Source organism: Bacillus sp. JJ1533 (genome assembly GCF_036965045.1).
Taxonomy (GTDB): Bacteria; Bacillota; Bacilli; order Bacillales; family Bacillaceae_L; genus Ferdinandcohnia.
This window is the reverse complement of the sequence record NZ_JBALOV010000004.1, coordinates 112,873-136,254: the sequence shown is the minus strand read 5'-3', so window position 1 is coordinate 136,254 and position 23,382 is coordinate 112,873. Positions and strand designations below refer to the sequence as shown.

General features: G+C 37.8%; 19 protein-coding genes. 10 read left to right on the top strand and 9 right to left on the bottom strand.

What is annotated here, in order from left to right:
* Window positions 1-61: 61 nt before the first annotated feature.
* The 4 genes from V7138_RS02460 to V7138_RS02445 all read right to left on the bottom strand — a co-directional run bounded on the left by V7138_RS02460 (window position 62) and on the right by V7138_RS02445 (window position 4,535).
* On the bottom strand, window positions 62-676 hold the full coding sequence (locus tag V7138_RS02460) for a PH domain-containing protein (RefSeq protein ID WP_335393944.1): 615 nt from the start codon (window positions 674-676) through the stop codon (window positions 62-64).
* A 95-nt stretch (window positions 677-771) separates the two neighbouring features.
* A complete protein-coding gene (locus V7138_RS02455; protein WP_335393942.1) occupies window positions 772-1,872 on the bottom strand; it encodes a GerAB/ArcD/ProY family transporter in 1,101 nt (366 codons plus the stop codon).
* Window positions 1,873-1,892: 20 nt separating this feature from the next.
* The gene (locus V7138_RS02450; protein WP_335393940.1) at window positions 1,893-2,981 is read right to left on the bottom strand and encodes a Ger(x)C family spore germination protein; all 1,089 of its coding nucleotides are present in this window, start codon (window positions 2,979-2,981) and stop codon (window positions 1,893-1,895) included.
* A gap of 30 nt (window positions 2,982-3,011) precedes the next feature.
* The gene (locus V7138_RS02445; RefSeq protein WP_335393938.1) at window positions 3,012-4,535 is read right to left on the bottom strand and encodes a spore germination protein; all 1,524 of its coding nucleotides are present in this window, start codon (window positions 4,533-4,535) and stop codon (window positions 3,012-3,014) included.
* Between the two features lie 216 nt (window positions 4,536-4,751).
* On the opposite strand from V7138_RS02445, the gene V7138_RS02440 reads away from it, so the two are divergent.
* From V7138_RS02440 to V7138_RS02395, 10 genes are all read left to right on the top strand, one after another.
* Window positions 4,752-5,540, top strand: a complete 789-nt coding sequence (locus V7138_RS02440; RefSeq protein WP_335393936.1) for a hypothetical protein — start codon at window positions 4,752-4,754, stop codon at window positions 5,538-5,540.
* Window positions 5,541-5,546: 6 nt separating this feature from the next.
* A complete protein-coding gene (locus V7138_RS02435; RefSeq protein ID WP_335393934.1) occupies window positions 5,547-6,011 on the top strand; it encodes a hypothetical protein in 465 nt (154 codons plus the stop codon).
* A gap of 316 nt (window positions 6,012-6,327) precedes the next feature.
* A complete protein-coding gene (gene rlmD, locus V7138_RS02430; protein WP_438824304.1) occupies window positions 6,328-7,698 on the top strand; it encodes a 23S rRNA (uracil(1939)-C(5))-methyltransferase RlmD in 1,371 nt (456 codons plus the stop codon).
* 273 nt (window positions 7,699-7,971) lie between these two features.
* Window positions 7,972-8,649 (top strand): GntR family transcriptional regulator, encoded by a 678-nt coding sequence (locus V7138_RS02425; protein WP_335393931.1) that lies wholly within the window; start codon window positions 7,972-7,974, stop codon window positions 8,647-8,649.
* 121 nt (window positions 8,650-8,770) lie between these two features.
* Complete coding sequence (locus tag V7138_RS02420; RefSeq protein ID WP_335393929.1) at window positions 8,771-9,790, top strand: TRAP transporter substrate-binding protein; 1,020 nt, start codon at window positions 8,771-8,773, stop codon at window positions 9,788-9,790.
* A gap of 54 nt (window positions 9,791-9,844) precedes the next feature.
* A complete protein-coding gene (locus V7138_RS02415) occupies window positions 9,845-10,402 on the top strand; it encodes a TRAP transporter small permease (RefSeq protein WP_335393927.1) in 558 nt (185 codons plus the stop codon).
* Between the two features lie 18 nt (window positions 10,403-10,420).
* Window positions 10,421-11,704, top strand: coding sequence for a TRAP transporter large permease (locus V7138_RS02410; RefSeq protein ID WP_335393925.1), 1,284 nt, complete (start codon window positions 10,421-10,423; stop codon window positions 11,702-11,704).
* Window positions 11,705-11,818: 114 nt separating this feature from the next.
* Window positions 11,819-12,838, top strand: coding sequence for a zinc-binding alcohol dehydrogenase family protein (locus tag V7138_RS02405; protein WP_335393923.1), 1,020 nt, complete (start codon window positions 11,819-11,821; stop codon window positions 12,836-12,838).
* A 176-nt stretch (window positions 12,839-13,014) separates the two neighbouring features.
* A complete protein-coding gene (locus tag V7138_RS02400; RefSeq protein ID WP_335393921.1) occupies window positions 13,015-13,983 on the top strand; it encodes a cation diffusion facilitator family transporter in 969 nt (322 codons plus the stop codon).
* Window positions 13,984-14,157: 174 nt separating this feature from the next.
* Entirely contained in the window at window positions 14,158-16,752 is a 2,595-nt protein-coding gene (locus tag V7138_RS02395; RefSeq protein WP_335393919.1) for a putative bifunctional diguanylate cyclase/phosphodiesterase, read from the top strand.
* A 32-nt stretch (window positions 16,753-16,784) separates the two neighbouring features.
* On the opposite strand, the gene V7138_RS02390 is transcribed toward V7138_RS02395, so the two are convergent.
* The 5 genes from V7138_RS02390 to V7138_RS02370 form a co-directional block, all read right to left on the bottom strand.
* On the bottom strand, window positions 16,785-17,078 hold the full coding sequence (locus V7138_RS02390) for a hypothetical protein (protein ID WP_335393917.1): 294 nt from the start codon (window positions 17,076-17,078) through the stop codon (window positions 16,785-16,787).
* Window positions 17,079-17,157: 79 nt separating this feature from the next.
* Window positions 17,158-18,396, bottom strand: coding sequence for a benzoate/H(+) symporter BenE family transporter (locus tag V7138_RS02385; protein WP_335393915.1), 1,239 nt, complete (start codon window positions 18,394-18,396; stop codon window positions 17,158-17,160).
* Between the two features lie 133 nt (window positions 18,397-18,529).
* Window positions 18,530-19,003: an amidohydrolase family protein gene (locus V7138_RS02380; RefSeq protein ID WP_335393913.1), complete on the bottom strand. Its 474-nt coding sequence runs from the start codon at window positions 19,001-19,003 to the stop codon at window positions 18,530-18,532.
* Window positions 19,004-19,050: 47 nt separating this feature from the next.
* Window positions 19,051-20,520: an amidase family protein gene (locus V7138_RS02375; RefSeq protein WP_335393911.1), complete on the bottom strand. Its 1,470-nt coding sequence runs from the start codon at window positions 20,518-20,520 to the stop codon at window positions 19,051-19,053.
* Between the two features lie 505 nt (window positions 20,521-21,025).
* The gene (locus V7138_RS02370) at window positions 21,026-22,915 is read right to left on the bottom strand and encodes a tannase/feruloyl esterase family alpha/beta hydrolase (protein WP_335393908.1); all 1,890 of its coding nucleotides are present in this window, start codon (window positions 22,913-22,915) and stop codon (window positions 21,026-21,028) included.
* Window positions 22,916-23,382 lie beyond the last annotated feature (467 nt).

Below are 23,382 nucleotides of genomic sequence, written 5' to 3'. Positions count from 1 at the left end.
ATTGAAAAACGGCATCCAATTCAACTTACCTTTTCGGATGCCGTCCAATGAATTCTATTTATTAGTTATTTATATACTTTTCGAATACTTCACCGTAGTCTTTTTGGTGATATTGATCGCGTGCGGAGGACAGCCAGGAGAAGCCGTATTCTGTCAAGTGCTTGTATTCCTCGGCAAGACCTACATCGGAGGTTCTAGAATTATGCAAGACAGCTACCGCTTTATCTAAGCTTGTGACAGCCATATCGTACATAATGCTATTTTCATGGATGACCTCGGATATATATACGAGTGCCTTGTATAAATCATTTAATTTTTCAAGTTGTCTTTTATCTACATCTATACTAAAGGCTTGGTTACCGAGATTGAATTTAATTTCGATATCTAAGTCGACTCTACCTGCCGTCTCAAGAAATACGTTCGTGATTTTATGCTGTGAATACGGATAGCGTTTTAATACTCTTTTTAACGAAACGGCATTGGCACCATCAACATGGATGAACGCAATGTTTGTGAAACAATACTCATCAGCCTTCGTTTTAATTAAAAAGTAAATCTTCTCATTATCCTCATGACGGATGTAATCATCTGCGTCTGTTTTGTCATAGTCCTCAGGGCCGATAATTTTTCCAATGTCAGATAAACCTAATGCATCTGCAGCAAATTTTTTTAGCATATAAACTCTCCCTCCAACCAAACTTTTGACTCCGACTTCATTATATCGTGTTTTTTAGAAGGATATTACCTGATTTTTGAAAAAAAGATTGACGATTACTTTGACATTTTTTTTAGTTTACTCCTGACCAAACTAATCAGAAAGAGCAACGGAATATAGACAAACAAGAAAAAGACACTACTTATATTGACAATTCTTTGTATTTGATGTGTGTAATAGATGTCAGTGAGTACGCCATTTACAAAGATATAACCAGCTAATAATAAGAACAAAATATAAGTTGGTTTTATCTTTGGTAGAGTAAATTTAATAGATCGAACAGCTGACCAGAGATATAAACAAATTACGGGCATGATGACTAAGAGCCAGGTGAATATAAAGATAAACTCAAAGCGTTCCAAAAACGGAAACTGTATGATTTTAATCATGGTTAAGGTTGGCCATGTTAAGTGGTGTAACTTTCCTTGTATAAAGAACATAAAAGAGATAATAGCAACTGCCGTATACAGGATTGTTGTTAACAATAAAGCCAAATGCCCCCATTTGCCTGCCTTTTTTCCGTTTTTGATGAAAGGTAAATAAACAAGAACTGTTTCAAATCCTAAAAATAATGGGACAGCTGCTTTAGCTGAGATAAAATGGTCTTTTAAACTATGATTGAAAAGTGGTAGAAGGTATGAAACCTCCAAAAAGCTAACTATAGAAAAAAAGGAAGTTAGCAAGAAAGCTGGAATCACGACACCCCAAAATGTAATTCCTGTTATCACTCGAAATCCCCCTGAGACCAGATAAAAAATAAGGCAACAAAGAAGGAGTGCATACTCCCAGCTCGCAATTCCATCGAAAACCCAGACTTGAAGCGCATCAATATACCCATAAACAACCGCTATTCCGGCCAGAGAAAAATAGCATGCTAATAATAGATTTAATGCTCCTCCTAGTTTTTTACCTAATAAGTCCTGATGAAAGGAAAGAATATCACCTGCGCTAGACTGTCTCACGATATATAGCATCATTAAAAACAAAAGATGTAAGCTTAAACCGAAAGCTAGTATCGACATCCACGCTTCGTTTTCAGCGCCCTTACTTACTTCTCCTTGAAATCTTAATATGGCAATCCCGGTTTGAGAGCCATGAATTAAAAAAAACAGGAAAAAGGGAGATACTTGTTTATTTTCATTAATTTGACTGTTCATAATGGACCATCCTAGTCTAGCTAGCCTTGAAGGCCGGAATGAATGATTTTTAACTTTAAATCAACATTTATGGGTAGAGTAGGGTATTGTTCATAGAAGGATGTTTTATCCCAATTTCGATCCTGGGAACGAACAATATTTCCAATTCCGAGTGGATCAACACCATTTTCTTTGAACGTATTTAATAGTTCTTCGATATCTTTCAATACATTTTCTTTAATCATTTTTTTTATATTCTCAAGATCTTGCGGATTTTCCAGGTTAAAACGGTCGGGATGATGGGTAATCGTCCAGATAAGTCTTAAAGAAAGATTTAATTGCTGTTCAGTTTTTACCCAATCCCACTTCGCTTTATTTCGAAACCCTTGAATCAGAATGACATCTTTCCGATTATTGTTATCGAGTGGAATTTCATAAATAGCCTGTGTTCGATAATCCTCTAAAATTGAGAAAATAAAGGTTTCTTTTTCATTCAAGTGAAGTTTGAGCTTATCATCTTTAAAAATACCAACTCGTTCGACCTGTATCTTATCGTTTTCGTCAATGTTCAGCATCGGCACATACGGATCCATTCCTTCCCCATAGAAGTGGTTTAAGAAAACATGCAGATTCATCCTTGGAATTTGTTGTCCTATCATATTTTGCTTGATTTTGTCAGCTAGCGTCAGGTCCCCTTTTTTTAAAGTAGTTAGAGTTTCCTTGGCACTGTTAGTAGAAACGGCGATCTGTATATTGGTCGCGATTTGTGGTGTCAAAAGAAGTCGTTCTACTACATCGCTTATACCAGCTTTTGCAAATTCTTCGCCGAATACTAAAACCCTTATTTTGGATAACGCAACAGGGGTGTCCGTGTGTGTTGACATTTGGGATCTTAATAGTGCAACTGCATCTGTTTTCTGTTCCAAATATTGACTCTTATCGCTTCCTTTGCTCTTGGTATACTCTGGGAACAAGGCAGTTCCAATTATTTTCCCGTTATCATCTATATCAAATCCAAAAACATGAATAATGCTCAATTTATCGACAATCTTAGTTCTTGAACAGCCTACAAGGCTTAGGATACAAACAAAAACAATGACAACGATTAGACTCTTTCTCCATATACCCATATCATTTCCGCTCTCCTAGAATCCAAATTTTTATTCTGAATTGAGTCCATCTTCTGTGTCTTGTGGTGAAGCTGGCGTATAACGTTTGGCGCTTAAAGGTCTAAAGAACGATGGTCGTTTATTTAGATTTACAAAATTAGGCCTGATGAAGGAACCAAGTGCCCACCCTTTTCGATAGGGATAAAGCGGAATTAAATAAGGAACTCCTAGAGACTTTAGTCGCGCCAAATGTCCGATTAAAAAGAGAACTCCTACATAAATACCCAAGCCTCCCCAAATGGCTGCGAGTATGATGAAAGGGTATCTTAACAACCTGACAGCATTCGACATTTTATAAATAGGCGTCGTAAACGAAGCTAATGCTGAAAGAGCAATAATGATTAATAAAATATTACTAGTAAGTGCTGCTTCAACGGTTGCCTGACCAATTACAATTCCCCCAACTATTCCTAGTGTCTGCCCAATTTTTGTTGGTAGACGGGCTCCTGCTTCTCTGAGTAGATCAATGGTCACCTCTAAAAATAAAACTTCAAGAAAAGGAGGAAAGGGAACATTGGCTCTTGAGTTAATGAGAGGGCCAAGCAGATCCTTCGGTATAACCTCAAAATGGTAGGTTAATATTGCTACATAAAAGGAAGACGCAAAGATTGAAAACATCATTCCTAAAATCCGTATTAATTTAAAAAAGGATGCAATTAAAGATGGAAGATAAAAATCTTCTGGGTTAGAAAAAAAGTCCATTAGATTTACTGGCCCGATTAAGGCATAGGAAGATTTATCTGTAATCAATACAATTTGGCCTAATAAAAGGGCTCCTACAGTTCGGTCTAATCTTTCTGTAGTAATAAATAAAGGAAATGGTGATTTTGAATGATCAGCAATCATTTGTTCGAGCTGAGAATTATCAAAAATAGCATCAACATCAAGAGCTTGTAACCTTTGTTTTGCGGTATTAACATACTCGGGATTTGTAACTCCATCTATGTACGCAATTGCCACCTTTGAATGTGTCCTTGTCCCAACAACCAATTCTTCCAAAATAAGATCCGGAGAATCGAGATGTTCTCTAAGCATATGGAGATTTGTTCCAATATCTTCAATAAATCCAATCTTTGGTCCAATCACACTAAATTCATTTTGCGTATCATTTGTTTCACGTTGGCCTAATCTCGCATTGCCAATACTAATAAGAGCGAACTCATCCATTTGATCCGTGAAATGAATCGCGACAGCTCCTTTATGAAAGGCTTTTTCAACTTCCTTAACGTCTTTTGTTAGTGTAATTTCTTCTATAGGAATGATATTTTTTAAATCAGAAAGCTCTTTTATATCTGTGGCATTCTCTTTAAAACTCGGTAACAAGGATTGCTGAAGAATTTTACTATCAACTAACGTTTTGTAATAACTTAATAAGAGGTTATCGTGGTTTTCAATAGGCGTAATTGTAGAAAAATCACTTGATTTTTTTGCTTTTTCAAATACTTCCTCTATTGTTTTTTCCACAGTTTCAAAGCTTTTTTTGGATGGCTTCTCATCCTTCTTTTTCCAAAACATATCTTGACCCAGCCCCAAACGAATAATTCCGAAATCTTTCTGAATAGTATTTAACAACAGATTAGGAAATATTCACCACTTGCCTCTGGCTGTTGCAAGAAATTTTCTAGATGGGAAACAACCACTTTAATAATAATTCCTTTGCTATTGGGGAAGATTACCATTCACGCAGTTGTTTACTTTACAGTTTGAGGAAGTGGAAAATCCTTATCCATCATGAGAAATTATACGAATGACAATACAGCAAGACGCTATATTGCGAATGTCAGCGTGTTTGGTACTTCAATCATTCATTTAAGGAACCCATATATAATTGCCTGGTGGTCGGCGGCTTTTCCGGGGTTTGGCCATTTGCTATTAGACAAATATCACCGGGGATATCTGCTAATCCTTTGGGAAGTTATTGTAAACATAAATGCCAATGTAAACCTTGCAATGATTCACTCATTTCATGGAAACATAGATATGGCTAAGAACATATTGGATACGAGATGGCTTATTATGTACATCCCTGTCTACATATTTGCAATTTGGGACAGCTACCGATCAACAATTGATTTAAATAAAATGTATATCCTGGCTGACCATGAAAATCATCGTTTTAACACTTTTAGCATGAGTGCTGTAGGTATGAACTATTTGGATAAAATGAATCCCGTTTCGGCTATTATTTGGTCATTATTTATGCCGGGCCTAGGACACCTCTATAACCATAAGACGATTTCGGCTTTCTTTCTCATCATTTGTTGTGTCATCTTTTTCTATTTCTCTCATGCACTAGAAGCAGTATCTTTATTGTTTTTAGGTAAACTAGATGAAGCCACAGCTGTTTTAGATCCAGAGTGGTTTATGTTTTTACCTTCTGTGTTCGGATTTGCCGTATACGACTCTTATATAAATGCAGTTGAAAATAATAAGCTATATGAACGGGAACAACGTAAATTCCTAAAGGAAAATTACCAATCAAGCCAATTCCAAGTACAAAAGGGACAAAAAGTGAAGTGATACTGTATGCAGTTATTTGCAACATTTGATAGCAATGATTATCTCGAAATTGCAATTGTAGCGATGGAAAAAAAGGGGATAAAGAACGATAATATTTTCGCAGTTCCGCTTGATAATCGAACTGATAACGTAAGACTATTTGATACTTTGCATAGGGCAGACGGAACAACCCTTATAGATATTGGTGTGGCACTCGCGACGGCATTTTCTGTACTTGGAGCAAGCATCGGCTTTAAACTATCATGGGGACCAATTTATTGGGGGCTCATTGGTGCTGCCACAGGTTTCATCGTGGGATTTGCGATTAGGCTATTTGTGGAGTTAGTCTATAAGAAGAGAAAAAGATTACATAAAGGAAAATTAGCTGAAATCATCCTCATCATTGATTGTGAGGAATCACAAGCTGCACAGGTGGAGAGAATCCTATGGGACCACTACGCATTAGGTGTGGCAAAAGTGGAGAATCCATAACTTGAGAAAAATTAAAGAACAGGAATTGCTGAAAAGGCTGTGCCCAAGAGTAAATCATTGGCGGAGCCTTTTTATTTTTATAGGAATTCTTCAAAGGCGATGGTAAATTAGTAGAATGTTAATACTTTCTAGGATTGAAGGAATTCCAAATTTGCAGTTTCTGCTTTATACTTGGTTAGTATGTTGTAAAATAGGATAGAAATGTACTATGCCTAAAGTCTTTAAAATTTAAATGAAATGTGAGAACCGACACTTCAATATAGATAGGTAGATTTAAAGAGGAGGAACGCAATTGACAGTTACAAAACCAGAAACAATGATTGTTGAAATAAAAAGTCTAGATGAAAAGGGCTCGGGACGGGGAACTGTATGGCGTGAGAATGAGCACGGTAATAAAAAGAAGCTAAAGCTTACCATTCCACAAACCCTTATAGGTGAACAGGTTCAAGTGACAGTTGACCAACCTGACCGCAAACGAAGAAGGGTAAAAGCGGATGAAATCCTGACGGCAAATGAACAAAGACTAGCGCCACCTTGTCCTCATTTTGAAAAATGTGGCGGTTGTGTATGGCAGCATTGGGATTACAACGGACAGCTTCAATACAAAACAGATTATGTAAAGCGACAAGTGGAGTCACAAGGCTTCAATCCAGACCTTGTGAAAGAAACAATTGGAATGGACGACCCTTGGCATTATCGTAATAAAATGGAATTTACATTCTCACCTGAAGGTTCACTTGGTTTACATGAACAAGGGAATTTCCGAAAAATTATTTCACTTGAAACATGTCTAATCGCCGGTGAAAAAATGGTGGAAGGCGCGATGGAAGTTGCGCAGTGGGCAAAGGATCATCAGCTATCTGGTTATAACAAGGATCAGCACGAAGGACTTCTTCGCCACCTCATGGTAAGACAATCCTTTGTAACTGGTGAAATTATGCTTGCGCTTTTTGCAACAGAAGGACCAGAGGGTAAACTTCAAGAAGCAGCGGATGATTTAGTTAAACGGATCGAAGCAAAATTCCCAGAGGTAAAAAGCTTATTATGGCTCGAAAATACCGATTGGGCTGACCGTACTCAATCCGAAAAAACACATGTATTAGCGGGTCGCGATTTTATTTACGACGAAATGGATGGGTATCGTTTCCGCGTTTGGTTTGACACCTTCTTCCAAACAAACCCTACCCAAGCTCAAAAATTAGTCGACCTTGCGATTGAAATGGGCGAGCCTAAGGAAACAGAAAAAATGATTGATCTTTTCTGTGGGGTTGGAACATTCTCCCTTCCATTTGCTAGCCGCGTTGAAAATCTAGCAGGTATTGAAATCGTTGAAAGCTCAATTGAATCTGCAAAAAGGAATGCATGTGACAATGGATTAACAAACACCTATTTCTTAGCAAAGGACGCTAGAAAAGGAATTGACGAGGTACTTGAAAGCTTTGGTAGGCCTGAGTTACTCTTACTCGACCCACCACGTTCCGGTGCCGGCGGTAAAGTAATGCGAAGAATAGGCCGTTCACAGCCAGAAAGAATCGTCTATGTTTCTTGTAATCCAGAAACTTTCGCAACCGATATTAAAGAACTAGAACCATTTGGATATACATTAAAAGTCGTGCAACCCGTGGATCTTTTCCCGCACACAGTACACGTTGAAGCTGTGGCATTGCTTGTTAGAGACGAGAACTAAGTGCTTTCTCCCAGTAGGTTAAAATCAACTTACTGGGAGCGGCACTTTTTTATTTGCCAAAAAAAGTCCTTCATAAATGAATAATTCACTAGGCCTACGAAATTTATGTCGAAAATTTAAAAAAATGTATACGTTTTCTCTTTACAACGTACCATTTTCATTATATATTAATTTATGACAAACTTGTGTACAAGTATACAATGTTAAGAAAAAGATAGAAATGAAGTACTGTTTGGCTAGTTTTGTAGGACTATCTAAAAGGTAAGCGAGTTGATGGTGATGGAATTTCCTTCTATAGCTCTAAAAGGGAATTCACTTGGTGAAATGATATCAAGTGAACTACGATTGAAGATTATTAACAAAAGTATTGCTCCTGGAACAGTGTTATCTGAAAATTCTATCGCTGAAGAATTTGGAACGAGCAGATCCCCGGTACGAGAGGCCCTTAAAACTTTATCAAATGAGGGGTTGATACGATTAGAGCGAATGGGCGCTGTGGTTCTAGGTTTGTCCCGAAAGGATATAGAAGAGTTGTACGATGTGCGATATCTAATTGAAACATTTGTCATCGAACGTCTTTCAAAGATGGAGAATCAAGGTCTCATCAAACAACTAAATAAAATTCTTGATGAGATGATAATTGCCGCCAAGTACAATCATTATATTGAATTTACAATCCAAGATTTGAAATTTCATGAATTAATGATTGAGGCTGCAGAGCATAAAAGAATGCTTCATTTATGGAACAATATCCGGGACATTGTTTTTACTGCACTGCTCGTGGCTACAAAAAAGAGATTCCTTGAAAAATCGAATGAGATTGACTCATTGGTAGAAAAACACAGAGTTTTAATTGATTCAATCGTATCAAAAGATCTTGAATTTATTAAAAGTGTTGTTCATGATCATTTTGAAGATACACGTGATACTGTAACCAAATCAATATTTTAAAACATTTTATTTTTTTTAATCAGAACTTGTCGACAAGTATACCAGTGCACTTAATGTAAGCGTTACGATGATAACTAACTAAAATGTAAGGTCTTTATGTGAAATGAGGAGGTAATATAAAATGAAAAAACTGAATGTTGGCAAAAAAACAATAATATTCCTTGTCTTTACAATGCTTGCGATTTTACTTGCTGGTTGTTCCGAAACAACAAGCTCAAATAAAGGAATATTGGTGAAGGTAGGTACAACCCTCTCACCTTCCAATCCTGTCAATGTAGCATTAAAGGAAGTATTTGAACCAGAAATCGAAAAACGAACAAATGGTAGATACAACGTAGAAATATATGATTCTGGACAACTTGGTGGAGAAAAACAATTATATGATTTCACTCGTAGTGGAATTGTAGAAATGACAGCAATCGGAACAGTTATGTGGAGTGAGGTTCCGATGATGGCGACTCCTGACTTTCCATTTGTTTTCAAGGATGTTGCACATGCTAGGAGAGCCTATCAAGGAGAAGTTGGAGATTATATTGCAAAGAATTTTGAAGAGCAGGAACCAATTAAATTCCTAGCATGGAATCCAAATGGTGCTCGTGTATTTAGCTCAAGTTATCCAATTGAATCTCCGGAAGACCTAAAAGGGCAAAAAGTTAGAATGCCAAACAATCCAATCCATGTGAAATTGGCAGAATCTTTAGGTGCGAACGTAGTCATTATGGACCTTGGTGAAGTGTTCACAGCCTTAGAACAAGGTGTAGTTGATGGACAGGATAATCCAATGTCCACATTTAGACAAGAAGGTTGGTTCGAGGTTCAAGATTATATTTATGAAACAAACCACATGGTTTCATCAAATGAATTGATGATGAGTAAAGAATTCTGGGACACATTGTCTGAAGAGGACCAAAAAATATTTCAAGAAGTTGCCCTACAAACCTCTAATAGAACATGGGATATCTATGAAAATAGTATTGAAGAGGATCGAAAATTTTTAGAAGAACAAGGAATTGTTGTAGAGACACCTTCTGAAGAGGAGAGACAGCAACTCATAGATGCTGCCCAACCTGTATATGAAATGCTTTATGAAAAATACGACTGGGCCGAGGATATGATTAAACGGATTCGTTCAGTAGAGTAGAAAATGTAAACGCAATCTTGTTAATTTGAAAATCATTTTATGGAGGGAAAAGACATGTCAAAGTTTAATGACAGGCTTTTTAAAGGGATAGATTATCTACTAGGCATAATGCTTGCCCTAATTGTCTTATTTGTCTTTTTAAATGTCGTCCTACGTACGGTATTTAATTCAGGATTAACCTGGTCTGAAGAAATTGCTAGATATTTATTCGTTTATATCACGTATATAGGTGCAATTGGAGCCATGAGATCGAATGTCCATTTAGGGATGGACTCGGTTATGCACAAATTGCCTCAAGGCTTAAAACGGGTGACCTATATTGTTGCACAAATTATTATCATAATAGTTATGATCATGCTTACCCATGGTGCGTATACAATGACGCTGCAAAGTGTGGAGGCACGTGCAGCTGCAACAGGGATTCCACTTTCCATCATTTATGGAGTAGGAATTCTAACTGGGATTTGTATTTCACTCATTTGTGTAACGAATATTATTAAGGTTATTAAGGAGCCTGAAACAATAAACAAGCTTGTAACCTTACATGAATCAGATGAAGATGATGTCTTGGAGAATATGAAAAATGAAGATGACGAAAACGAGAAAAAGTAGTCAAGGGAGGTCGAACAAATGACAATGGTAATCTTCTTAGTCGCATTATTAGGGGCGATGGCAATCGGGATCCCAATCGCATTTGCTTTACTAATTAGCGGCGTATTTATGATGATTTATTTAGGAGATTTTGATACTCAGATTCTTGCACAAAATTTAATGGTCGGCTCTGATAGCTTTGCAATGATGGCGATTCCGTTCTTTATTTTGTGTGGAGACTTAATGAACCGTGGTGGTTTAACGAAACGAATCATTGTTGCTGCAACCTCGTTAGTAGGGCACATTCGTGGTGGATTAGGTTATGTTGCCATTTTAGCAATAGTACTTTTTGCTAGTTTAGTAGGATCAGCCGTAGCTTCAACAGCTGCACTAGGTGCTATATTAATTCCAATGATGGTGAAAGCTGGCTATAACCGTGATCGTTCAACCGCGTTGATTGCTGCTGGAAACATCGTTTCACCTATAATGCCACCATCTGTACCGATGATATTATTCGGTGTTACGGCGGGGGTATCGATTACAAAGCTGTTTATTGCGGGTATCGCACCTGCTATTTATATCTCAATTGCACTTTGTATTGTTTGGGCATTTGTTGCAAGAAAAGATAAAGTGGAAAAGCTTCCGCGAGCAAGCTTCAAACAAATGATAAAATCCTGTGTAGACGCAATTTGGGCAATTTTAATGCCAATTGGTATTTTAACTGGACTTCGAGGCGGTTACTTTACTCCCACAGAAGCAGGAGTAATCGCAGTGGTCTATGCCTTATTTATTGGTGTCTTTGTTTATCGTGAACTAAAACCAAAAGATATTTTTGAGAGCTTAATTAGCTCAGCGAAAACGTCCAGCGTTATCATGTTCTTAGCGGCAGCAGCAATGGTTTCCGCTTGGCTAATGACAATTGGTAACATTCCAGAAACAGTAACTAACATTTTAAGCCCATTAGTTGATAATCCATTATTACTATTAATCGTTATTAATATAATTGTTATCCTAGTTGGAATGGCAATGGATGTTAACCCAACTATCTTAATTTTAACACCAGTATTGATGCCTGTTGTTAACGCTGCAGGTATTGATCCAGTATACTTTGGACTATTATTTATTCTGAACAATGTCATCGGTCTACTAACACCACCAGTAGGAACAGTTCTGAATGTTGCAGCGGGTGCTGGTAAGATAGGTATTGGTCGTCTTGTAAAAGCCATCATACCGTTTCTCATTGTTGAGATTGCACTGTTATTCTTACTCATCTTTATACCAGAGCTAGTAACAGTACCAGTAGAATGGTTCTCAGGTGAATAACAGCATAAAGAATTAAATCGTTCTCGACTTACACAATAAAGAGCTAAAAGTAGAATGAATTTCTAGTATACTACCGTGGAAGCGATACGAAACTTTACATCAGGGGGAATTGACATGAAAGCTGTAGTAATAAATCAACCATTTGAAGTCGAAGTTAAAGAAGTACCAAAACCAGTCATTGAAGATGAGCTTGATGTCATCATTAAGGTGGTTTCTGGAGGGATTTGTGGCTCAGATGTAGGTATTTTTAATGGAACAAACTCATTAGCAACCTATCCACGTATTATTGGTCACGAATTTGCGGGTATCGTTGAAGAGGTAGGAGCTGGCGTGACAAACGTTAAAGTAGGTGACCTCGTAGCAGTAGATAATGTGAACAGCTGTGGACATTGCTATGCATGTCGAACTGGTCATCACAATGTGTGTGAAACTGTTGAAGTAACAGGTGTCCATCGTGATGGTGGATTTGCGGAATATGTGAAAACGACTGAAAAGAATGCATATAAATTAGATGAATCCAAAATTGATCGAGAAAGTGCAGCCTTAGTTGAACCTTATTCAATCGGTGTTGAAGCCAATGAACGCAGCCGTACCACAACTGGAGATAAAGTATTGGTGATGGGTTCTGGTCCAATTGGTATTGCTGCAATGCAAGTAGCAAAATCACGCGGTGCTCATGTGCTCATGACAGATATTTTAGATAAACGACTTGAACGTGCTGTGAATATGGGTGCAGACCGTGTTGTGAATGTTAAAAATGAAAACTTGGAGGAAGCACTCAAAGAATTTACGGAAGGTGACGGAGCACATGTCATTATTGACTCCGTATGTTCACCTCAAAGTCTTGAGGAAGCATTAGAGCTAGTTGCTCCATCAGGCCGAATTGTGACACTTGGAACGGGGAATAAACCTTCTTCCATTGCTCAGGTTGCATTTACGAAAAAAGGAATTGATGTTGTTGGTTCTAGATTAAATAACCATCGTTTCCCGCATGTAATTGAGCTTTTTGAAAAGGGTGCGGTTCAACCAGAGAAAATGAAAACACATACCTTCCATTTTACAGAGATTGCTAATGCGTTTGAGTTCTTGAAAAACAACCAGGCAGAAGTATGTAAGATTGTATTGAAATTCTGATCGTATGTATTTGTAGAAGAAGGCCTTGCTAAGGTCTTCTTTTTTTATTTGAGTGACATATTTTCATGGAGTGTATTTAGTACCTGTCCTAAATTTTATCCCTCATTTCCCCTTATAATTTTTCAAAAGTAATAAATACTACAAGTATTACCATGAATCACCCATTGGAGGTAACTATGGCTAAAAAACAGGGGTTATTAAAGAATGGAAACAAATCGTCTTTGATTGCTACAATTGTGAATACGATTATTGCGATTATTAAAGGAGTTGCGTATTTCTTCACAGGCAATGTCGCTATGTTTGCCGAAACGATGCATTCTTTAGGGGATGCGGCCAATCAATTTTTCGTGTTTATCGGAAGTGCTTTAAGTAAAAAAATGCCGACCGAGAACTATCCGAATGGTTTTGGCCGACTTGTTAATCTCGTATTACTCGGTGCAGTTCTCATTGTTGGCATTATGAGTTATGAAACAATCAAGGAAGGCTATCACCATATTAAACATCCAACGGAATCAACTGGTATTGCAATTAACCTTTCTGTTTTAGGGTTGGCCGCCATTCTGGAGTCATACGTTCTTTTTAAGGCAATGAAGGAAGTTTTACATGAAGCACGTGTGGAAGCAACCGGATTTGCAGCTGTAGGCAAAAGTTTTAGTAGCTTGGGGAAAGCGACGCCAGCCACAAAGCTTGTATTCATGGAGGATTTAGTAGCAACCCTTGGTGGACTCATTGCTATCATTGGGATACTACTCTCCTATTATGGAGGTTGGCATGCAGCAGAAGGAATCGCTTCTATTATTATTGGTCTCATGATGTTTTATGTTGTTGGTAAGGTATTCTTAGACAATGCCAAGGGGGTACTTGGTGAAGCTGATGAAGATTTAGAAAATAAAATTGCTGAAATTATTACTACACATCCAGAAATAAAGGATATTCGAACATTGTTTGCGATGAAGGAAGGCGAGGATTTTCATATTGAAATGAAATTAGAAATTGATTCCAATATATCGGTTAAAGAAGCATTTCAAATAAAGGATCGAATTGAGGAAAAAGTCCAAGGAATAAAAGGAGTGACTGATGTCATCATTGAGTTCGTGGAAAATGATGGGGTGAAGTCATGGACGCAAGGTCTTGCCACCGAATAAATTGTTAAGTTAAAAAAGGTATCTTACCACTTGGTAAGGTGCCTTTTTTTGTACAATTAGATAACAATAATTGCAAAAAATTTGTAGAATTTGTGATATTATTATCATAATGATAGTGAAAAATGTCGTTTTACATAAAAATCTAGAGGAGACCCTATGATAGGATTTAGTCAAATGAAAGGCAAATTGAATAGCGACATAATCCTATTAGTAGTCCTAATGGGGCTGGTGCTATTAGCCTCTCATTTCAAATTATCACTTTTGTATGGAATTACATTTACTTTTGCGAGTATTTTTCTATTTTTAATACTCCGCATATATGGCTATACCGCTGCGATTATAACTGGGATGATTTCAATCTGCATCGCTTATCTTTTTTCTAACAGTTTATATTCAACAACTGTTATGCTTGTAGAAATCATTTTTGTTGGTGCATTTTTCTTACGTGGACGAAAAGCAAAAATGTTTTTTGTGGATGTGTTATTTTGGGTCTTAATTGGAGTGGCACTCATCTTTTTTATCGGTCGGGAATCTTTATCAGGTAGTGCACTTTATTTTCTTATATGTAAGGATATCACGAACGGCCTTTTCAATGTGTTAATTGCCGACGTGTTATTGGCTTATTTTCCGTTTTATAAATTGGTTAAAAATAACCGATTAAATAAAAATAATGTGTCAATTCATCAGTTCCTATCTCAAATTACGATTTTCACCATACTTGTACCATTTTTTATTAGTGTCATGACAAATGCAATGAATACCTTTGATTTAATTAAAAAAGATTTAAGTGTTGTAGGTGAAACGAGAGTCAATCGGATTGAAAATGAATTTCTGCATTTGGAAAAAGGCAACGGCAAGTTCGATGTAAAAGCAATTGAGGATATCATTTGGCGAAACAAGAATAAAGAAAGTGAAATTATTATATTTGAACATTCGGACCATGTCATAGCATCCACAGCTTTGACGAACTTTGAACCTAACAGGTATGAGATTCGGGAGATTTCACCAAGACTTTACGAAGCTTTGCCGATTGCTAACAATGAAATTCAGCCGATAACCAGATGGATGGATGCATTTTATTTTTATACGCGGGATACCGATTCATATCGAATTATGCTACAGTTTCCTATTGCACAATATCAACAACAGCTCTTTGATACTTCACTTGATCAGCTTAAATACTTACTTATTCTTGCAGTGTTTGCCATTCTATTTGTAATAGTCATCAGCCGACTCTTGACGAAAAACTTAAAGCAACTTACCTCAATTACGACAGGTTTACCAAAAAAGCTTCGTAGCCTAGAAAATATTGAATGGCCACAAAGCACGATTTCAGAGCTTCGTGTGCTGAGTAAAAACTTAAAGAAAATGGCTGATAAGCTGAGGGAATTATTCCAAGAAAGTATTGAAATGAATGGGATTCTAAGAGAGCAAACGTCGAAGCTAAAGGAATCGGAGGACAAGCTCCATAAGCTTGCTTTTTATGACAGCTTAACCTATTTACCTAATCGTTATTTTTTTCAAAACTATCTTCGAGAACTAATCCGAAATAACATTGATAGCCAGATTGCGGTTATCTTTATTGACCTTAATCAGTTCAAGCAAATTAATGATACATTAGGCCATGATGCAGGTGATATGCTTTTAAAAGCAACAGGCAACAAGTTAAAGAAGCTACAAGCAGATAACAGACAGGTATTCCGACTTGGTGGAGACGAATTTGTTGTTGTACACTCGGTTGAAAATAAAGAAGAGGTAAATCAAACGTTAGACATGATTATCAACGAATTTTCCTCCTATTTTACAATTGCCGGTCAAGATCATTACATCACCGCCAGCATCGGAGTAAGTATGTATCCTCAGGATGGAGAAGACTTGGATACATTAGTAAAATATGCAGATATCGCGATGTATATTTCGAAGGAAAAGGGTGGGAACACCGTTCAGTTTTTTGATGAATCAATGAAAAATAAATTCCAGCAGCGCTTAACCATTGAAAATTCCTTGCGTACCGCTGTCGTGAAGGATGGGTTTGAACAGTATTATCAGCCTAAAACATTTGCAGGCAGAATTACTGGTATTGAAGCCCTGCTTCGGTGGAATGACCCTGTTTTAGGTACAGTTTCTCCAGGGGTGTTTATTGAAGTAGCTGAGGAAATTGGCCTCATCTCACAAATCGATGAATGGTCCCTTGTCCAAGCATGTAAGCAGAATAAGCAATGGCAGCTTGACAATCTTTTACATGTACCCATTTCTGTAAACCTATCGGCGAAGCATTTCCAGCAAGATTATCTTGTTTCCATGGTAAAGAAGGCTTTAGAGACTTCCGGATTAGAGCCGAAATATTTAAAACTTGAAATTACAGAAAGTGTGTTTATTTCAGACCAAGTCCATGTAGCTGAACAAATTCGAAAGCTAAAAGAGTTAGGTGTCCAAATTTCCATTGATGATTTTGGTAAAGGATATTCATCCCTCTACCAATTATTGAAGCTTCCAATCGATGAGATCAAAATTGACAGAAAGTTTATCCAAAATGTCGATAAAAATGATAAAAAAGCCATCCTAGTCAAAGCCATTTTCGATATCGCACACGGGCTTAAGTTGAACGTAGTTGCTGAGGGAGTAGAAACTTGGGATGAATGTGGAATGCTTGTGGAGATGGGCTGTGATGAAATTCAAGGCTATTTATTCAGTCGACCGATTTGCAAGGACGATATGGTTGAATTTATTCAACATAAAAAGGTAGTTGAAGGTGATTTTTCTAAATAGAAAAGGAGGTTCCGCGGAATCCTCCTTTTTTTCTATAGCGTTATATTTACATCTCCATTTTCACTAATTTCAACGGTTGTATAACTTTCAAATGTCGACATTTCAGTGATGTCACGCTTTTGTTCACTTGCGAAGCTCTCCATATATCTTTGATACGTTTCAGGGTCTTTCACAATATGATAAAAATAGGTCATCTTTCCATCATTGTCACTATGTGTCCTTAAGAAAAAACGGTCTTGAAACTCATTTTTAAACCAATCTCTTGCTTCCATATGATTCGAAAAATCAGGCATGTTTTCATAAATAGATGTTATATCAATATTCATGTTGATTCACCCCTCATGAAATTTTCGGTTGTGATTAGTATGTCCATCAATTGACAACACATCCATCATACAATAGACGTTATGCCCCCGGTTTCAGATTTTTTTCAACGTTGATCTTCGTTTCAAAATCATGACGTTCAATTAAAAGAGAAACCAGTATGCTTCCGACAATAGCCCATAAAGGTGCACCAATGTTATAGAAATTCACCCCTGACATACCAATGATAAGCGCGAAAAAGGCACCCATCTGAAATTTTGAATCCGAAAAAGCAATTTTTAAAGAACTTAAAAGAACTCCAATCATTGCTAAACCAGCAATCGTACTCACAATCACAACTGGCATCGCAATAACAAATGGTACGATAAACGACGCAAACACACCGAAGCTTGCAAATAACACTCCATTTGCAGCAGAAGCAGCATATCGGCCTTCTTTTTTACCTGACTCGTCAGACGCACAAATAGCAGTCATGGGTCCAGCGGTGTTGATAGCATGTGCCCCGAAAAAAGAAGCAAAGAACCCTAAAACAGCACCAAACACAGCCATTGCACTACTTGGTGGTTTAAATCCCTTTGCCATTAAGATTCCGGTCGTTTGTGCATTCTCCGTACAAATAATTAAAATGGCAAGCGGTATAGAAAGTGAGATAATCGCATTAAAACTAAAGGTGGGCATTTCTAGTTGAGGTAACACAAACGAACTTTGGACATTTGAAAAATTAAATTCATTCATGACAACGGCAATAAATACGGATACAACTAATGCTGTTAACACAGGAGGGATTTTTTTGATAAATCGAGAGGAAAACAAATAGACTAAGATGGCCGAGCCTGCTAATAGCGGAGAAACCTCAACAGATGTGATCATCTCAATTGCAAACCGCATCATGACACCAACAATCATCCCCATAATAATTGGTACAGGTATCCAATTCATTACTTTATCAATTAACCCTGTTGCACCGAGTACAAGGACGATTAAATTTGCAACAAGATAGGCGCCAATTGCTTCTTGTAATGTAAAATGTGACAAAGCACCTGCAACTAAAACGGCACCAGCGATGGAATAAGCTCCAGCAATGGGTTGCTTATATTTCAATGATAAAAATAGTCCTAATAATCCCCCAAAGAAATACACGGCAAATAACCAGCTGATTGTTTGTGTATGGGTTAAGCCACCACTAGAAGCACCTCCAATGATAATGAGTGCAGGACCAGTACATCCAAATATGGCTGCTACAACACCAGAACTAATGGTATTGATATTCAGATTTTCGTATAGTTCCTTGAATCCAATATTTTTCTTAATTGCGTTCATTGGAACCTCCTGAAATAATTTAAAAAATCTTCAATTATAAATATCCGTTTCAAACCTATTTTCAAGGGAAGAAAAGTTTTAAACCAAGGTGACCCATAGTAGACCACCTTGGTTTTTTAAAAGAAATTTACACTTATTTATCAGCATATGGAGCAATTATTTCATCAATAGTATACGCTTTTCCATTTTTCATAACTAATTTTACATTTGCGGTGTCAGTAATATCTTCTAGTGGATTTCCTTCTACAAAAACTAGGTCGGCCAGCTTTCCTTTTTCAATTGTACCAAGGTCATCTGCAACTCCAAGTTTTAAGGCTGGATAGTACGTTGCTGTTCTTAAAGCTTCATAATTTGACATACCATATTTTGCCATAGCCGCTAGTTCCGAATGCAAGCTAAATGCGATATGTGTTAAAGGAGAGTCTGTACCAGCCACCACGATTCCCCCAGCATCAATGATATTCTTTAAAATTGTTACATCTTCTGCTATTTCCTGCGAGTAACCAGGGAATGAGCGATCATAAGCACTTTTGAATGAATTATATTGGAAAGGTGTGTATAAGACCTTAGTTCGTGGGTCTTTGTCTAATCCTGGATAATAAGCCATTATACTATTAAAAAATTTTACTTCTACGAAAAGTAGACTTATACAACCTATCTTGGATCAATAGGTGTTTTAATTTGTGCATGGGCTTCAATTACTTCCGCTGCATCAAATAAAGTATCTTCTCGGAAACGTCTTCCCAAGAGCTGAACGCCAACTGGTAGACCATCTGCAACACCAGTTGGAACGGAAATAGCTGGGAAACCAAGAACTGGAATCGCCATCATGGACCATTGCGCATCCATACAACGTCTCATACTTTCAACACTAAATAAATCAGCATCTTGTTCAAATGCCTGTTCAGTAGATACCGGCATAAGCAATAGAGGATATTTTTGTAAAAACTCCTGAAGTTGAACAATTAATGTTCCACGACGCGCATAGCCCTTAATGTAATCGGACAGTCCAGGGTTATCTCCCCACCATTCTTTTGCATTAGCGAAATAATTAAAAGCAGCCTTTTTCATTCCTTCGTCTCCATACTGCTCTACAACTGGCAATGCTGTTCTGAAATCCTCCATTACCAGTAAATACCATAGTCTATAGGCCTCTGCGAAGAGAGGAAGGCTAACTTCCTCGACAATATAACCAGCTTCGGTCAACTGAACAGCTGCATCACTCAAAGCTTGATTGACTGCTGATGTCGGAGTGGCAATACCTACATCACGTAACAGCCCAACACGGATTGGCTTTTGAAGGGGCTCACCAATTAAAGGTACTGAAGCATGGAGTGGATCACGCGGATCAAATTCACTCATGCTTGTAAGGGCAAGGCGAAGATCTGCAATACTACGTGCAAGCGGTCCATCCGTTGCCATTAATTGGGTAGAAGGTGCCTGATCGCCACTTGGAGGACCAGCCCAGCCAGGTATTCTTCCCATTGTAGGACGGATTCCAGTAATTCCACAGGCATAGGCGGGATGACGAACAGAACCGCCAATATCATTTCCATGCCCAATTGGCATCATTCCAGATGCAACAGCTGAAGCAGCCCCGCCGCTTGAACCGCCAGGCGTACGTGATTTATCCCAAGGGTTCAGGGTTATTCCATGTAAGTCATTATTTGTAAACCATCGAAAACTAAATGCTGGCGTATTGCTGCGGCCAACAATTACAGCTCCTGCCTTTCGTAAGTTCGCTACTGGGGGACTGTCTTTTTCTGCGATATTATCTTTAAAAGCTACAACACCGTCTGTTGTTACATGCCCAGCTTGGTCAACATTAATTTTTGTTGAAACAGGCACACCATGTAATGGTCCAAGTGGTTCTCCTTTTTTTACAGCAAGATCTGCCCGATCTGCTGCAGCAAGAGCTTCTTCTGCGTGTACTTCAGCTAGGGCATTAAGTACTGGATTTACTTCCTCAATCCTGTCCAAACAGCTCTCAACCGCCTCACGGGAAGAAATGATTCGTGTCCGTATTCCATGGGCTAATTCAGTTGCAGACCAGCGCCATAATTCATCCTTGCTTTTATTATGTAATACCTGAGATGTATTAGTTTGTAATGATGATTTTTCCATACTTCTTCGCCACCTATCTAATGATTTTGAATATTTAAAATAATAATAATCTTTTTGTAGCATAATGTAAATTAAAAAGAATTCAGGGTCTGGTGGGATGGAGGTAAATCCTATGTTTGGCCAAAAAGCTTAGTTTGCTAATGTCTTATTATTCATTTGATTTAAATATGCTTTTTTATAAACTTTTAGAAAGAGGATATATTTATATCGAAAGCATTTTTAGTTTAAACCTAGTCCCCATAATGGAATTGTATGGAGGACTAGGTAAAGAGTACTTATTTTCAAATCATCTGAAAGATGGATTTTTATAAACTGTTTCGAATAAACGGGTCTAGAAATTAATAAACTCAAAAGACGTAAGCTGTACATGCAGTGTCAAACACCGAAAAATACGATTAGTTCATAGGAACCAGGAATCCATTCCTTGGTCTGTGAAACATGATTTTCCGGGCGGTGCCAGTGCGCCTTCCAAATAATCCCCCAACAGGGAGTTTTTATAGTCAGGCTATTTAATCTGTTTGATATAAGATTCTGCAAGTTCTTTTAAGGTGTTATAAGCGTGATCGGTAATCTTCCCATTCTTTTTGTGATTGTCAAGCAGCTTAATGAATTTTTGTGTGTGCTTAACCTTTTGATCCACAAATTCTCGTTCTTGTGATTCTAATTTGATTAAGATGTCCAAATGAGCTTGTAAGGAACGGGCTGTGCCATGGTTGGCGAATTCACCATCAACTTCGAATTTCTCAATAAGTTTTTGTATATCGGATGCACTGATGTCTTTATCTGCTTCTACGCATGTAAAACTGGCGGCTGAATTGACATCCCCACTCCCGTTATACTGCGGATAAGTTGGATATTCACATAATGGACGAGTGCGACCAAAAGTTGCAGAATTTTGATCCTCCGCAACAAGGTTGCTTGGGACATCTCCGTTAACAACCCATGCGTCTAAAGCTCCCAAAAGATCTGCACTCATTGTGAAGTTACCCCCTCCATGGCTAAAACCAGGAACCAAGTAGTACTGAGCAAATTCGTCAAGACTCTCTTGTCCAAACTCGTTGACGAGCTTACTGTAATAATCAGTGGTACCTTGTGGAGCAACCATTTCGTCTTCCGTACCATGGACTAAAATCAACTTACCCCCGTTCTCTCTAAACTCAGAAATGTTTGGGTCTGTGACATCTAACAAGTTAGATGCTTTAAGGATTTCTTCACTGTATTCATTTGGATCAAACGTTAGCGTATTAAAGTCAGGATTACGCGTGATTTTGTATCGAATAACCTGATCTGAATAAACCCCCATCAGGGCATCTTGCTCATCTATAACATGACCGACGGATTCAGAGACAACTGGAGGAACACTCGGTATTGGTCTTGTTCCAAAGAGTCTGCCAATATCGGCACCTTGCAACTGCGAATATCCAGGCATTGTAGTAAAGTCATTAGCCAACTGGATGTCAAACTCCATTGGGCCATTAAAGGATTTAATAACCTCAATCTGTTTCTCAGAAAGGCTTTCACCTAGGGTATCTAGAATCTCATCTTCTTTCTCGGCACATTCCGATGTATTACTGATAATCCCATCCTTAACACCATCTAGGGAATCACAGGCGTTAAAGACTGTTTCATTTATTAAATCGTTCTCTTCCGGACTAATCCACCCTTCACCATCGTTTTTATACAGTGCCTGAGCGTCCCGGTTATCTTTAAGCGCCTTTGGGATCCAATTCAAAACAGGATATACAGAGATGACACCGTCATATTCATCTGGAAAGTTTTGAACGATAAATAAGCCTTCACGTCCTCCTTCCGAACCACCCGCAAAATACACTTGATCCGGAACGGCGTTATAACGCACGTTGGCAAGAGCTAAAGCCACATCTTTAGTTTTCTTAAGCTGGTCGCCGGCAAAGTTCTTTAGGGCTTCATCATTCATTGCAAAACTCGCATCCAAGGGTGCTGTGGAGTTACCTGAATCACTCCCAAAGGTGACATATCCTTGAGCCAGAGGAGTATTTTTTCCTAACTTCCTATCGCCTGCTGGGGGATTACCCAGGCCAGTTCTCACAGTTCCATTAAAATACCCACCTCCGAATTGTAAAAACTTCTTGTTCCAGTTAGTTGGCAGATTGATTTGAAAGTTAATATCTGGTGCCGTTGGATCGACTGGGTGGATTGCTCCCAAAACCTCACAATATTCGGCATCTTTAATGGCTAAATCTTCAACTATTTTTAAGGATGCAGATGTAATCGTAGCACCTGATGTTGGTAGACCTATATCATCTGCTGGGATTACCATTCCAACTAGATTCGAGCAGGCAGTATTTCCTGTTAAATCAGATGTTTGAACCTGGGGTGTCTTTGCAAATACTTGCCCAATAAAAAGTGAGCTCATAAGCAAGAATGTTAATAAGTAAACTAAAGTTTTTTTCAATGTGATTACCTCCCGACATAATTTAAACCGCTATTATAGAACGAAATAAATAATCTTTTTGATAGTCAATACCTGAAATTGACTGTTTATGTTCATTCACTGTAAAATAAGGTTGTGGAAGAGAATTAGCATTTAGGTTTTGGGCCGAAATTTCTCTTATCACACATTCAGTTTACCTAATTCTTCAGTGTGCGGAATCCTTCAAATTCCGCCCTAGGGATTAGGTTTTTTGTATTTTTTACCAGACTATATACTATCTTTTTTAACCTGCCATTCTAAAAACGCAAAGTGTTATTTCCTGTTAAGATCACTCCCTTTATGTAATTTTGACATCGTGAGTATAGTGTTAACTGGTGATATCAACCCCTTTCCAAATATTATTAAAATTCATTATATTTTAAATTAAATAAAAAATAAAGCGTTTTCAC

What these genes read in the sequence shown, in the direction of transcription:
- V7138_RS02445 (WP_335393938.1), bottom strand. Translation starts at nt 4,535, where the DNA reads ATGTTTTGGAAAAAGAAGGATGAGAAGCCATCCAAAAAAAGCTTTGAA.
- V7138_RS02420 (WP_335393929.1), top strand. Translation starts at nt 8,771, where the DNA reads ATGAAAAAACTGAATGTTGGCAAAAAAACAATAATATTCCTTGTCTTT.
- V7138_RS02460 (WP_335393944.1), bottom strand. Translation starts at nt 676, where the DNA reads ATGCTAAAAAAATTTGCTGCAGATGCATTAGGTTTATCTGACATTGGA.
- V7138_RS02415 (WP_335393927.1), top strand. Translation starts at nt 9,845, where the DNA reads ATGTCAAAGTTTAATGACAGGCTTTTTAAAGGGATAGATTATCTACTA.
- V7138_RS02400 (WP_335393921.1), top strand. Translation starts at nt 13,015, where the DNA reads ATGGCTAAAAAACAGGGGTTATTAAAGAATGGAAACAAATCGTCTTTG.
- V7138_RS02375 (WP_335393911.1), bottom strand. Translation starts at nt 20,520, where the DNA reads ATGGAAAAATCATCATTACAAACTAATACATCTCAGGTATTACATAAT.
- V7138_RS02435 (WP_335393934.1), top strand. Translation starts at nt 5,547, where the DNA reads ATGCAGTTATTTGCAACATTTGATAGCAATGATTATCTCGAAATTGCA.
- V7138_RS02390 (WP_335393917.1), bottom strand. Translation starts at nt 17,078, where the DNA reads ATGAATATTGATATAACATCTATTTATGAAAACATGCCTGATTTTTCG.
- V7138_RS02450 (WP_335393940.1), bottom strand. Translation starts at nt 2,981, where the DNA reads ATGGGTATATGGAGAAAGAGTCTAATCGTTGTCATTGTTTTTGTTTGT.
- V7138_RS02385 (WP_335393915.1), bottom strand. Translation starts at nt 18,396, where the DNA reads ATGAACGCAATTAAGAAAAATATTGGATTCAAGGAACTATACGAAAAT.
- V7138_RS02395 (WP_335393919.1), top strand. Translation starts at nt 14,158, where the DNA reads ATGAAAGGCAAATTGAATAGCGACATAATCCTATTAGTAGTCCTAATG.
- V7138_RS02405 (WP_335393923.1), top strand. Translation starts at nt 11,819, where the DNA reads ATGAAAGCTGTAGTAATAAATCAACCATTTGAAGTCGAAGTTAAAGAA.
- V7138_RS02425 (WP_335393931.1), top strand. Translation starts at nt 7,972, where the DNA reads ATGGTGATGGAATTTCCTTCTATAGCTCTAAAAGGGAATTCACTTGGT.
- V7138_RS02410 (WP_335393925.1), top strand. Translation starts at nt 10,421, where the DNA reads ATGACAATGGTAATCTTCTTAGTCGCATTATTAGGGGCGATGGCAATC.
- V7138_RS02440 (WP_335393936.1), top strand. Translation starts at nt 4,752, where the DNA reads ATGAGAAATTATACGAATGACAATACAGCAAGACGCTATATTGCGAAT.
- rlmD (WP_438824304.1), top strand. Translation starts at nt 6,328, where the DNA reads ATGATTGTTGAAATAAAAAGTCTAGATGAAAAGGGCTCGGGACGGGGA.
- V7138_RS02455 (WP_335393942.1), bottom strand. Translation starts at nt 1,872, where the DNA reads ATGAACAGTCAAATTAATGAAAATAAACAAGTATCTCCCTTTTTCCTG.
- V7138_RS02370 (WP_335393908.1), bottom strand. Translation starts at nt 22,915, where the DNA reads ATGAGCTCACTTTTTATTGGGCAAGTATTTGCAAAGACACCCCAGGTT.
- V7138_RS02380 (WP_335393913.1), bottom strand. Translation starts at nt 19,003, where the DNA reads ATGGCTTATTATCCAGGATTAGACAAAGACCCACGAACTAAGGTCTTA.